11 protein-coding genes are annotated in these 12,256 nt (G+C 58.8%); 9 read left to right on the top strand and 2 right to left on the bottom strand.

Translation table 11 applies throughout. The annotated features are described in order from the left end of the window. On the bottom strand, positions 1-1,890 hold a 1,890-nt coding region (locus FQB27_RS00010), incomplete at its 3' end, for a hypothetical protein (RefSeq protein ID WP_169558829.1). 446 nt (positions 1,891-2,336) lie between these two features. Beyond that, entirely contained in the window at positions 2,337-3,971 is a 1,635-nt protein-coding gene (locus FQB27_RS00015; protein ID WP_169558830.1) for an AMP-binding protein, read from the bottom strand. Positions 3,972-4,209: 238 nt separating this feature from the next. Between FQB27_RS00015 and FQB27_RS16860 the strand changes: the two genes are divergently transcribed. The 9 genes from FQB27_RS16860 (at position 4,210) to FQB27_RS00060 (ending at position 12,124) form a co-directional block, all read left to right on the top strand. Beyond that, complete coding sequence (locus tag FQB27_RS16860; RefSeq protein ID WP_169558831.1) at positions 4,210-4,383, top strand: hemin uptake protein HemP; 174 nt, start codon at positions 4,210-4,212, stop codon at positions 4,381-4,383. Positions 4,384-4,463: 80 nt separating this feature from the next. Beyond that, positions 4,464-6,500, top strand: a complete 2,037-nt coding sequence (locus FQB27_RS00025) for a TonB-dependent hemoglobin/transferrin/lactoferrin family receptor (RefSeq protein ID WP_169558832.1) — start codon at positions 4,464-4,466, stop codon at positions 6,498-6,500. Beyond that, entirely contained in the window at positions 6,494-7,369 is an 876-nt protein-coding gene (locus tag FQB27_RS00030; RefSeq protein ID WP_169558833.1) for an energy transducer TonB, read from the top strand. Before FQB27_RS00025 ends, FQB27_RS00030 begins: the two co-directional genes overlap by 7 nt. Positions 7,370-7,385: 16 nt before the next feature. Continuing rightward, complete coding sequence (locus FQB27_RS00035; protein ID WP_169558834.1) at positions 7,386-8,456, top strand: hemin-degrading factor; 1,071 nt, start codon at positions 7,386-7,388, stop codon at positions 8,454-8,456. After that, entirely contained in the window at positions 8,446-9,045 is a 600-nt protein-coding gene (locus tag FQB27_RS00040; protein ID WP_169558835.1) for a MotA/TolQ/ExbB proton channel family protein, read from the top strand. Before FQB27_RS00035 ends, FQB27_RS00040 begins: the two co-directional genes overlap by 11 nt. Beyond that, on the top strand, positions 9,042-9,473 hold the full coding sequence (locus FQB27_RS00045) for an ExbD/TolR family protein (protein WP_169558836.1): 432 nt from the start codon (positions 9,042-9,044) through the stop codon (positions 9,471-9,473). The genes FQB27_RS00040 and FQB27_RS00045 overlap by 4 nt, the downstream gene beginning before the upstream one ends. After that, positions 9,470-10,342 carry a heme/hemin ABC transporter substrate-binding protein gene (locus FQB27_RS00050; RefSeq protein ID WP_169558837.1) on the top strand — a complete coding sequence of 291 codons (873 nt, stop codon included), beginning with the start codon at positions 9,470-9,472 and terminating at the stop codon, positions 10,340-10,342. The genes FQB27_RS00045 and FQB27_RS00050 overlap by 4 nt, the downstream gene beginning before the upstream one ends. Further along, a complete protein-coding gene (locus tag FQB27_RS00055; RefSeq protein WP_169558838.1) occupies positions 10,339-11,382 on the top strand; it encodes a FecCD family ABC transporter permease in 1,044 nt (347 codons plus the stop codon). Before FQB27_RS00050 ends, FQB27_RS00055 begins: the two co-directional genes overlap by 4 nt. A gap of 1 nt (position 11,383) precedes the next feature. Further along, positions 11,384-12,124 (top strand): heme ABC transporter ATP-binding protein, encoded by a 741-nt coding sequence (locus FQB27_RS00060; protein WP_169558839.1) that lies wholly within the window; start codon positions 11,384-11,386, stop codon positions 12,122-12,124. Positions 12,125-12,256: the final 132 nt, after the last annotated feature.

Raw genomic sequence — 12,256 nt, forward strand, 5'->3', positions numbered from 1 at the left:
GGAAACTTCCGCATACTGGTCCAGAACGGCATCAACCACGATCCCGCTCTCATATTCTTCATAGGCGTTGTCGTAGCCATCATTGGGGTTGCCGTAACAGTCCACACCCTGATCATTGACGGAGACCTTAAAGACAAGGTTGCCAAGGTCGATATCCGCATCGGAATCCTCAGGCGGTGTCAATGTCAACCCGGACAGGTCAAAGGTTTCCACGCCCGGATTAAACCAGATGTGCAATTCAGACCCGGATTGGCTGACGCCCCACACTTCTGGCATATTCTCAATCGCAGTGATGTCATCACCGCTAACGGTCCACCCGCCGAACCCGGAGATCGCCACAAAGCTCAGGTTTTCAGAACCATCGGTCGCGCCCGGATTTTTGGCATATTCGCCGGTTTTCACGGAGAAGCCAATATCGACGGAATTGTCTTCCTTGGTCATGTAAAGACCATTTTGAAGGCTGACACCGGTCAGTTCAAAGACCGGATCATCCGCTTCCGGAACCACGTTGACAGAAATGGTTTCCTGCGCGATCGCCACGTTGTTTTCCACAACCAGTTCACCGTCGGACGGGTTTTCCTCGGCCACGGCGCGGACAACGAAATCGGCAGAACCGCTGAAATCTTCAGGCGGCAGGAAGGATGGAGACGCATTGAAGGCCCCGCTTTGGCCCGGCCCCACGGGAACCGTGAAGGTCAGGGTGCCGGATGTGCCATCGGCCCCCGGCGCCCACACACCACCAGCACCATCGGAAACCGTCCAGCCAGCCGGAATTTCAACAACCACTGTGTGGCTTTCACTGCCATCCACGTTGTCCCCGAACTGGGCGGACACATCCACGGTAAATGCCGCATCCTCGTGGGAGCAATAGACATTCGCATCCGGAACCTGCGGCGGATACTGATAGTCACCATTACCATAGCCAAAGTCATTCCCGTTCCCGCCGGTCATGGGCTCGGAAGAGACAGACAGGGAAACCGCATCTGCGGCGGCATCCACGATAACGGTGCCTTCACCGGTGATCACGGCTGTCTCACCGCTGGCATCAACGATGTCTGCGGAAACAGACAGCGGAATATCCGCATCGGAGTTTGCCGGCGGCAGCATGAACAGCGGCGGCAGAACGCCATCAACAGCAGAAATGGTGACAGAACCATCCACGATAGCGACTTCATTGGCCGCATCTGTCCCGCCAACAAAGAAGCGCGCCCCTTCCGGGAAACCGGACAGGGTAATCTCGCTGATCGTTTCATCATCGGCGGGAGTGAAATTTGCAAAGACCTGCATCGGAACCGTGTAGCCGGAGCCGAAATTCTGGTAGGGCTGCCAGTCTTCATAGCCGCCGGAGATCGGGCTCAGCTCACCTTCCGGATCGGTGCTGAGAAAAGTCAGATCAATGGTTCCATCGGCTTCGTCAGCTTCCTCACCCTGCAGGAATTCCTCTTCCTCGCGGGTTTGGAATTCCAGTTCTGTGGGGTCCAGAAGGTTTTCAATACCAATACCATCGCCAATCCCGTCATCGTTGTAGGCAGAGAAGCCGGCACCGCCGCCGCCTGCGCCGCCCGCAGCCGGGCCAGCCGCCGGTGCAATCGCATCCGGGTTGAAGTCCTCGGTCAGGCCAATGATCTGGTCAACAGTCAGGATCGGTCCGTTCTCGCCGATCTGCAGGGAAGCCGGAGCAGAAGTTTCGCCCGCAACAAAGAAATTCTCAAGCGTCAGAGGCTCACCCCCTCCCAGCGGGGTAATCACCAGATTGCCACCATCCTGAGAAAGAATAACCTCCTCAACTGTCCCAAACGGAATCTGGATCACTGCTCCCTCTTGTACAGTAACCATGGACTCGGATTTCGTAACCAGCACAGTTGTGGTGTTGTTGTCAGACGTTGCCATTGTAAAACGCTCCTCGTTTCCCCAAACCCCCTACCCCTGATGGAAAAACATTTAAAGGTTGTTTCCATCGGCAGGCGCGCCGCAATGATTCGGCACTTGTATAGTCTTCCATTACGGGAAGGTAAGGCAACTGTCATCCCTCATTTGAGGGATTTTCATATAATTTGTATTAATTTTTTATCCCCCGAACATACCCTTGGTCCGCAGGGAAAGAGACCCTCATTTTATTTGTAGTCCATTTGAGGTACGCACCCGCCCCTGTTTTAGTATTATTATATTTAACCACCACAAGATGTGCGTTTTTCCGACTTTCCCCTGCCCCCAGCCAGCCCTCCTCCAGAAAGAGGTCTGGGTTAAAACAAAAAACGCGTCGGTTGAAAAGCCGACGCGTCAAGATACGGGTTTGACAGTCTTAGAGAGTCAGCCGGGGAAGCCGGCAAAACCTGTTACAGCCCCCGCAGCTCCCGGCGCAGGATTTTACCCACGGTGGACTTTGGCAGCTCATCAATAAAGGTGATAATCTTGGGGTTCTTGTAAGCCGTCAGGTTTTTCCGGCAATACTCGGCGATTTCCTCGGCCGTAATCTCGCTGCCCGGTGCACGCACAACAAACAGCTTTACCGCTTCCCCTGTCCGTTCATCCTCAACGCCGATACACGCTGATTCCGCGACCCCGTCCAGTTCGGCGACAATGGCCTCAATCTCGTTGGGGAAAACATTGAAGCCGGACACAAGGATCATGTCCTTCTTGCGGTCCACAATATGAAAATACCCATCCTCGGACATGTAGGCCACGTCGCCGGTTCGGAAATACCCGTCCGGTGTCATGACCTCGGCGGTGGCCTCTGCCCGGTTCCAGTATCCCTGCATGACCTGGGGACCCTGAACACAGATTTCCCCGACCTCGCCCGCAGGAAGGGCAGTGCCGTCATCACCCCGGATCGAGACATCGGTCTGCGGCAGAGGGATACCAATTGAATTTTTGAATTCCGACGATACCGGCGGACTGAAGGTGACAATGGGCGAGGTTTCCGACAATCCATAGCCTTCTTGGATATGGCGGCCGGTCACGGCTTTCCAGCGATCGGAAACCGCCTTCTGAACGGCGGTCCCACCGCCAACCGCCATCCGCAGACGGGAGAAATCGCAGCTCGCGAATTCCGGTGTCATCAACAATCCCGCAAACAACGTATTCACCCCGGTCATCATGGTGAATTTGTGCTTCTTCAACTCCTCGACAAAGGCGGGCATGTCGCGCGGGTTGGTGATCATCACATTTTCCGCCCCGGCAAGGAAATAGCCGATGAAATTCACCGTCAGGGCAAAGATGTGATACAGGGGCAGCGCGGTAATCACCAGTTCGCCGCCATCCTCAACCTGCCCCCCGACAAAGGTCCTGAATTGCAGGACATTGGCCACAAGGTTCCCATGACTGAGCATGGCGCCTTTCGCCACCCCGGTTGTCCCGCCGGTATATTGCAGGAACACCAGATCCTGATGGCTCAGGGAAACCGGCGCAAGATCGCGCTTCGCGCCTTCTTCCAGCACAGAAGACAGCGGCACCGCACCGGTCAGCCGGTCATCCACAACGGGGCTGGGAAGGGCGGCGTTGCCAAGATCCCCAAGATCCGCAACCAGAATATTTCTTATGCCCGTATTGCCGACGATCTCGGCGAGGGTCCCGGTGGAGCCTGAAAAGATGACAATGGTTTCCACACCCGCATCATTCAGTTGGTGCTCCAACTCACGCGGGGTGTAGAGCGGATTGACATTCACCTGAACAAGCCCGGCCCGCAAGACGCCCAGCAGGGTTGCCGGAAACGCCATGATATTGGGCATCATGACCGCGACCCGGTCGCCTTTTTGATGCCCCAGAACCTGCTGCAGATAGGCTGCGATTTTCCGCGCCTCCGCATCCAGTTGTTTATAGGTCAACGTCGCCCCGAAATTCCGGAAGGCGGTCTTGTCCCCAAACCGGCCAATGGCCTCGTCAAACATGGAAACCACGCTTGGATAGCGATCCAGATCAATGGTTTTGGGGATGTCATTTCCGTAATGCTGATACCATACTTTTTCACACATGCTACTACTCTCGGATTTCCTTCCAACTACACTCCCTTTTGGCCCGGCAAGCAGGCCGGCCCTCACCATAAGTGGCGCCGGTGTCATTCTCAAATGAATTTCCCATGCGTCCGGTCACAAAACGCCAGCCTTGCCGATATATCAAAAAAGGGTTGACTTCATTTTCCGCAATTGATAATCACTCTTAATAGCAATCGAGAGACAGTCCGTCTCAACCATAACCGAGTACCCGTTCCCGATGGCAGGCCAAGACAAAACCAGCGCCCCGCAAACCTGGCACATACCCGTTACCAATGCCGGGATCGACAGCGAGGCCCTTTTCAAGTCCGGAAAGGAGCTGAAAATCCGTCACCATGGTGACGAATACACGCTCCGCCTGACAGGGAATGACAAACTTATTTTAACGAAATAGGTCAGTAGCAAGCCACCCAGCCAGCCCAAGGCCAGCAAGGCAGCAAGCAATCGCCGTTCAATTCCAGTGTAAGGATTAACATGCGACATGCGTCTTGCGTGACCTTTTGGGGTGCGCTGCTTTCAACCACTGTTCTCAGCTCTGCGTGGGCCGGGGACACCCCGACACAGGCCGTTCTGGATACGGTCACCGTCTATGCCACGAAAAGCGAACAATCGACTTTCGATGTGCCCGCCATGGTGTCGTCCGTCGATGCGGATGCGCCGGGGGCCGCCCTTGCCAGTGACGTGGATGATCTTCTGAATACCACGCCGGGGGTGGATGTGGTGAACGGTCCGCGCCGCAATGGCCAGACGGTCTCCATTCGCGGTTTCGATGACGAGGCGATCATCACCCTGATGGATGGGCGCCGCCAGAATTTCGAGGCCGAGCATGATGGTCGCTTCTTTGTCGATCCGTCCCTGCTGAAACGGGTGGAAATTGTCAAGGGCGCGTCCTCCTCCATCTATGGCGGCGGCGGCATTGGCGGCGTGGTGGCCTTTGAAACCAAGAACGCCTCCGACATGCTGAAACCGGGCCAGACGGTCGGCGCCACCACCAGTCTTGGCTATCGCAGCGGCAACAAGGAATTCTCTCCCCTTCTGACCGGCTATGGACGGGTTGGCACCCTTGATATCCTGGGCAGCATTGCCTATCGCAACTCCGGTGATATCCGCACCGGCGGCGGCGGCCATCTTGATGCCGAGGACAAGGTCCTGTCCGGCCTGTTCAACGCCGCCTACAGCTTTGCCGACTGGCACACGGTCCGCCTTCAGTATCAGGGCCTGAACAACAATGCACAGGAACCCAACAACGGCGCGGGCGGCGTGGGACTGTCCAACCCGATCGTCGACAAAACCGTTCAGGATCACCAGATCGGCGTCAAGTATGACTACAGCAACCCGGACAATGCCCTTCTGAACCTGAAGGTTCATGCCTATTACAACGATACCGAGGTGGAGGAAGAGGACCTCAGCGGGTCCAATGCGGGGCGGGTCCAGTCGCGGGCCATGCAGACGCTGGGCCTGACCATCGATAACCAGAGCCGCTTCCAGATATCGGACAGCCACAGCCAGACCCTGTCCTATGGCTTTGAAATCTATCGCGATGAACAGCAGGGCACCAGTTCCGTCACCGCAGACGGCACCCGGCCCGGCGTTCCGGACGCGGAAAACCTGAATTTCGGCCTGTATATTCAGGATGAAATCGCCTTTTCCACCGGCATCGGCAAGTTTCTGGTCATTCCGGCGGTCCGCTATGACAACTACCGGAGCGAGGCCGATACCGGCAACGATCAAAGCGAGGATGCGGTCTCTCCCAAGATCGCCCTCAGCTACAAGCCGACGGACAATTTCGTTCTGTTCGGCAGTCTGGCACAGGCCTTCCGTGCACCGAACATGACCGAACTTTACCCGACCGGGCAGCATTTCCCGGGCTTTCCGCCCATGTTCCCGAACAACAACTTCATTCCCAATCCTGACCTGAAACCGGAAAAGGTCACCACCGTTGAACTGGGTGCCGGTGTGAATTTTGACGACCTTCTGGCCGACAATGACCGGCTCAAGCTGAAGGGGTCCTGGCATTCCAGCCGGGGCGAGGATTTCATCACCCAGGAAATCGATATTTTTGCCGGCACCTCCCGCAACCTGAATATCGACAAGGCCCGCCTGTGGGGCTGGGAACTGGAAGGGGAATATAACCTGCACCCGGTCACCCTTAAAACCGGACTGTCCTATGTGGAAGCCAAGGATGACGAGACCGGTGAGTATATCGCCAATAATGTGCCCCTGACCTTTAGCACCGATATCGCCTACAGCATCGACAGCCTGTCATCTGTTATCGGCTGGCGGGCCCGCTTTGCCGATGCCAATGACAAGGTTGGTTCCGCCGATGAGCGGACAGCCGGATATGGCGTTCACGATCTTTATTACCGCTGGGCGCCAACGGATGGGGACCTTCAGAACCTGACCGTCGATCTTGGCATCAGTAACCTGTTTGACCGGGAATATAACAAACGCTACGCCGCCCTGTTCGAGGAAGGGCGCAGCTTTGGGGCAAAGGTAACCTACACATGGTGATCACCGGTTCCGCCTTGCCCGGAAACCTGATGCGATGGGGCGGCCTGCTCGCCCTGTCCTTCGGGGCGCATCTGTATGGCCTGTCCCTGATCAGTGTCGCCCCCAAACCGCATTCTATTCCGGAGCCGGAACGGATCAGGATCTCCCTGTCCGCGCTTGCCGCACCAAGGTCGGAACCGGCCCCGCTGCCCGCCCATCATCCCGTCCTGCCCCGCCAGACGGAAGCCCCGAAAACAACCATATCGCAACAGCCTGAAACCCGGCGCACGCCGCCCCCTGCCCCGGCAACCCCCAAGGTTGTCACCCGGTCGGATGCCAGTAAAGCAATCCACAAGGCGGCCCGGCCGGCCAAACCAACGCCCGCCGCGGCGGAGGCGGCACCGCAAGCAAAACCGGTGTTACCCAAGCCGGTTCCAACGCCCCGTCTTGCCAGCCGCACGCTGTCCGCCCCGGCCCCGAGCCCGGTGAAAACCACTGAGCTGCCACCGGAGCAACCCCCGAAGGAGGCCCCAAGGCAAAGGCTTGCCGAAAAGCCCGTGCCCGCCGCCCCGGCCACACCGTCCGCCGCAAGCAATCAGGGGGACAGCGCCTCAACGGTTCTGCAGGAAGCGTCCTATCGCCGCCGCACCCCGCCCGTCTATCCGCGCCGGGCCTATGAGCTAGGGCAGCAGGGCACCGTCACGCTGGCTGTGCTGATCACCGAGGCTGGCACGCCTGAAAAACTGCAAATCGAGCAATCATCCGGTCACCGAATGCTGGACCGGGCGGCGCTGGCCGCCGTGAAAAGCTGGGTCTTTGAACCCACCACCCGAAACGGGCAAAAAACTCAAAGCTGGGTCCGCGTTCCGGTCCGCTTTGTCATCAACTAACCCACGCGAGGATCCAATGGAAAACAGACTGCAAGACATCAAGACACGTTTCGCCGCCCTGAAAGCGGACAATCCCAACATGCGTATTCGCAATGCGGCAGAAGCCCTGAACGTATCCGAGGCCGACCTGCTGACCACCAGCCTTGGCGACGGAGTTACCCGCCTGACAAACCAGCCCGCCGATATCCTGTCCGGTGTTGCCCGGTTGGGCGAGGTCATGGCCCTGACCCGCAACGATGCCTGTGTTCACGAACGCAAGGGTGTCTATGACAATCCTGAATTCCACCTGCAGGGTAAAATGCAAATTGGCCTGTTCGTCAATCCCGACATCGACCTGCGCCTGTTCATGAACCACTGGGCCCATGTCTTTGCCGTTTCCGAAGACACAAAGGTTGGCCCCCGGCACAGCCTGCAGTTCTTTGACAAATCCGGGACGGCCGTTCACAAGATTTACCTGACCAACAAGTCCGACGAGGCCGCTTTCAAGGCGCTGGTTGCCCAGTATACGGACGACGACCAGTCCTCCCCCCTGACCCTTGAAGCCTATCCCGCCAAGGATCAGGACCGCCCGGACGACGAAATCGACTGGCCCGGCTTTCGCAAGGCATGGGAAGAATTGAAAGATACCCACGCCTTCTTCCCGCTGCTGCGGAAATTTGGTGTTGGCCGGGAGCAGGGCTTCCGTCGCATCGGCGAGGATTTCGCCTATGAGGTCGAGAATACCGGCGCCCGTCTCGCCCTTGAAATGGCCCGGGACCGGGAATGCGACATCATGGTGTTTGTCGGCAACCGGGGCTGCATCCAGATTCATACCGGACCGGTGAACAAGCTGGTCGAACAGGGCCCGTGGTTCAATGTTCTGGACCCCAAATTCAATCTGCACCTGAACGAACAGGAAATTGTCAGAACCTGGGTGACAAAAAAGCCGACCGAAGACGGGATTGTCACTGCGGTTGAGCTGTTCGATGCGGACGGGGAAATCATTGCCACCCTGTTTGGTCGCCGCAAGCCGGGTCAGCCGGAACTGGAGCTGTGGCGTGAAATCGCCGCAGACCTGCCACGAAAGGCTGTTGCCGATGCTGCCTGATCTGTTTCACAAGCTGGGAATCATGGGCTGGCCGCTGCTGCTTTGCTCCGTTCTGGCCTCCATGCTGATCCTTGAACGGATCAGCTTTTTCCTGTTTGTGGATTTTCAGGGAAGGCGGATGGAAAGCCGCCTTCTTCGCCTGATTGCCCGGCATCGCCATCTTGAAAAGCCGGTGCGGGATGAGGTGACCTCTGTTGCCTTTGACGAGGCCCGGCTGCCCTTTGGCCGGGGCCTCGCGGTCCTCCGGCTGGTGGCGGCGGTCGCCCCCATTCTGGGACTGCTGGGCACAATCCTCGGGATCATTGATGCCTTTCGCGTCATTGCCGCGTCCGATGCGCCGGTTACCCCCAGCATGATCGCAGACGGCTTGTGGGAAGCCCTGATGACCACCGCATTTGGCCTGATGATCGCCTTGCCCTGCGTCATTTTCGTAACCCTGTTCACCGCATGGAAAAACCGGATTTTCGACCTGACCCTGATCCGCCTGAATGCGGCCTCTCTCGATTATTCACTGGAGCGCGGCGCGGCGCGGCCTGAAACACTGCCTGTACCGGAAACAAGGTCCACGCCCCGGCAGGTTGCGCCATGATCCGGTCCGGTGACGCCTATAACCGGGACGAGGAGGCAGGCTCCCTGTTCCCGGACCTGACAACCCTGCTGGACATCCTGTTCATTCTGCTGGTCTTTTTCATCCTGACGGCCGGGGCCGTCTACCGGTCCCTTGACCTGACCTTGCCGGAAGCCGTGTCCGAGCAGCCGGCCCGGCCCGCAGAAACCCGTCATATCCTGCTGGAAATCCGCGCCAGCGGCTACGCCCTTGACGGCCAGGCCTTTGCCGATCTGCCGGCCCTGAAAGACGGCTTTCCCCGCCTCCTGAAGGAAAAACCGGATTATGAGCTGATCGTGGCCGGGGACCAGTCCATCTCGCTGGAACGTCTTCTGGGCGTCCTGACCTATCTTCAGTCGCTCGGTATTGATGCGGCCAACATCCTTATGCAGCAAGAGAAACACCCATGAGAACCCTGCTGGCAGCCTTTCTGCTTGTCCTCTGCCCCGTCCTGTCCGTCGCCGATACACCGGGACAAATCAACTCACCGGACCGGGCCAATTCACCGAACCGGATCGTGTCCGTCGGCGGTGCCCTGACCGAAATCATCTATGCCCTTGGTGAACAGGGACGACTGGTCGGCAGTGACACCACCAGTTATTTCCCGCCCGAGGCCGAAGCCCTTCCCAAGGTGGGCTATCAGCGTGCCCTGTCGGCGGAAGGCATCCTGTCGCTCCGGCCGGACACCATCCTCATGAATGACGAGGCCGGCCCGCCGCCGGTCCTCAAGCAACTGGCAGCCTCAAAGGTGCGGCTTGTCTCCCTGCCCTCCGCCACCGATCTGGACGGTATCCGCCGCAATATCCGCGCCGTTGGCGCCCTGCTGGATGTGCCCGGCACAGCGGACGCCCTTCTTCAAACCTTCGATAAAACGGTGGCAGATCTGACCGCCGTCACGGCTCGGCAATCGGACCGACCGCGCGTTCTGTACATGATGAACCACGGAAGCGGCTCTCCCATGGTGGCGGGGCGGGACACGTCTGCTGACAGTATCATTACCCTTGCGGGCGGACAGAACGTGGTGGACGGCTATACCGGGTACAAGCCCCTGACGCCCGAGGCCGCCGCCGCCCACGCGCCCGATGTGATCCTTGTCTCGACCCGGACGCTTGAACAGGCCGGCGGGATGGAAAGCCTGCTTCGAATTCCCGGCCTCAACCTGACCCCTGCTGCCCGAAACCGGCGGATCATTCCCATGGACGATCTGTTGCTTCTGGGGTTTGGCCCCCGCACACCGGCGGCGGCACTGGATCTGAACAAAAGACTGCACAGCCAATGACAACGCTTACACGGCGCCTGACCGTGACCTTTCAGGACAAACCGGAACAACGCTTGCGGATCATTCTGGGCGGCCTTGGATGCCTGCTTTTCATGGCAGGCGCCCTGTCCGTCACGGTCGGGGCCCTGTCACTGGACCTGGCACAAATCCTGTCCGGCTCCCTGACAGAGTTTGATCAATCGGTCCTGTTCTCGATCCGTCTGCCCCGCATCTTGCTGGCGGCTACGGTCGGGGCCGCGCTCGGTATATCCGGGGCGGCCATGCAGGGGCTGTTCCGCAACCCGCTGGCAGACCCGGCCCTGATCGGCATCACCGGCGGGGCGGCCCTTGCGGTTGCCTGCGTCATCGTCCTTGCCGGGACCGTCTCCGGGTATCTGGGATTATACGGCCTTGGCATCGCCGCCTTTGTCGGCGGCATTGCCAGCAGCATGGTCATCATGCGCATTGCCCGATTTTCCGGGACATTCTCGGTGACCCACATGTTGCTGGCCGGGATCGCCATCAACGCGGTCACCTTTGCCGGGACCGGGTTCCTGACCTTCCTCAGCGACGACCAGCAGTTGCGGGCCCTGTCCTTCTGGACCATGGGCAGCCTTGGCGGCGCCCTGTGGGAGCCGGTGCTGGTTTGCCTGACCATTGTGATCCCCTGCCTGTTCGTCCTGATCCGCAAATCCCGCGACCTGAACCTGCTGCTGCTGGGAGAGGAAAACGCCACCTATGCCGGGCTGGATACCCATCGCCTGAAGCGGGCCATCGTCATCACCGCGTCCCTCTGTGTGGGGGCCGCCGTCGCGGTCAGTGGCATCATCGGCTTTATCGGCCTTGTGGTGCCGCATCTGATCCGCCTGTTATTCGGGTCCGACCACAAACTTCTCATTCCCGCCTCCGCCCTGTTCGGGGCCAGCCTGCTGGTCCTTGCCGATACGGTGGCCCGGACCGTAGTGGCCCCCACGGAAATGCCTGTGGGAATCCTGACCAGCCTTGTCGGCGGCCCGTTTTTCCTGTGGCTTCTTGTCAAGCAAAGCAGATTGAAACCCTGATATGATTGATGCGCTCTCCCTGTCCCATGCCGTCGGGTCCAAAACCATTCTGGATCAAGTCTCCCTGCAGGCTCGCCCCGGCGAAATCCTGTCGATCCTTGGCCCCAATGGCGCCGGGAAATCCACATTGCTGAAATGTCTGGCCGGCTATATCCGCCCAACCCGCGGTCAGGTCCGGCTGGACGGCCGCCCCATTCAAGACATCGACCTGTCGGAACTGGCCCGGCGGCGGGCTGTCCTGACCCAGCAGATCGCCCTGAACTTCCCCTTTACCGCGCTTGAGATTGCCGCCATGGGCCGAACCGCGCTTGCCGGCAATGAACCGCCGTCAAATGCCCTTGCCATCGCCCGCGAAGCCCTGTCCCTGACCGAGGTGTCCCATCTGGCGGACCGGCCCATCTCCTCCCTCTCAGGGGGCGAGCAACAACGGGTGCATATGGCCCGCGTTCTGGCCCAACTGTGGGGACAGGAAAGCGCTTGCCTGCTGCTGGACGAGCCCACATCAGCCCTTGATCTCAAGCACCAGTTCCGCCTGTTCGACCTGTGCCGGTCCCTGTGTGACAAACGGGGCTTTGCGGTTGTTGTGATCCTGCATGATCTGGCGCTGGCCCGGCGGGTCTCCGACCAGACGTTGTTGCTCCGGGGCGGACAGGCTTTTGCCTGTGGCTCCAGCGCCTCGGTCATCACCCCGCAAGCGATCAGCGACCTCTATGAAATTCATTCTTCACAGGTCATGATCTGACCCTTTAGGTTGATGTATAATTGTAATTTTCGTCTAAAAAGAGTATCTGCTTCTATACACACGTGACAGAAGCGACTATCCTTGTCAGCAGGGCGATAACTATCTGACAAGAGACGTTTCAATGTACAGCTT

The sequence above is a fragment of the Sneathiella chinensis genome, assembly GCF_012720115.1.
GTDB lineage: Bacteria > Pseudomonadota > Alphaproteobacteria > Sneathiellales > Sneathiellaceae > Sneathiella > Sneathiella chinensis.

Excerpts from the sequence above, each read along its gene's own strand:
- FQB27_RS00055 (WP_169558838.1), top strand. The coding sequence starts at position 10,339 with ATGACAACGCTTACACGGCGCCTGACCGTGACCTTTCAGGACAAACCG.
- FQB27_RS00035 (WP_169558834.1), top strand. The coding sequence starts at position 7,386 with ATGGAAAACAGACTGCAAGACATCAAGACACGTTTCGCCGCCCTGAAA.
- FQB27_RS00060 (WP_169558839.1), top strand. The coding sequence starts at position 11,384 with ATGATTGATGCGCTCTCCCTGTCCCATGCCGTCGGGTCCAAAACCATT.
- FQB27_RS00025 (WP_169558832.1), top strand. The coding sequence starts at position 4,464 with ATGCGACATGCGTCTTGCGTGACCTTTTGGGGTGCGCTGCTTTCAACC.
- FQB27_RS00045 (WP_169558836.1), top strand. The coding sequence starts at position 9,042 with ATGATCCGGTCCGGTGACGCCTATAACCGGGACGAGGAGGCAGGCTCC.
- FQB27_RS00030 (WP_169558833.1), top strand. The coding sequence starts at position 6,494 with ATGGTGATCACCGGTTCCGCCTTGCCCGGAAACCTGATGCGATGGGGC.
- FQB27_RS16860 (WP_169558831.1), top strand. The coding sequence starts at position 4,210 with ATGGCAGGCCAAGACAAAACCAGCGCCCCGCAAACCTGGCACATACCC.
- FQB27_RS00050 (WP_169558837.1), top strand. The coding sequence starts at position 9,470 with ATGAGAACCCTGCTGGCAGCCTTTCTGCTTGTCCTCTGCCCCGTCCTG.
- FQB27_RS00015 (WP_169558830.1), bottom strand. The coding sequence starts at position 3,971 with ATGTGTGAAAAAGTATGGTATCAGCATTACGGAAATGACATCCCCAAA.
- FQB27_RS00040 (WP_169558835.1), top strand. The coding sequence starts at position 8,446 with ATGCTGCCTGATCTGTTTCACAAGCTGGGAATCATGGGCTGGCCGCTG.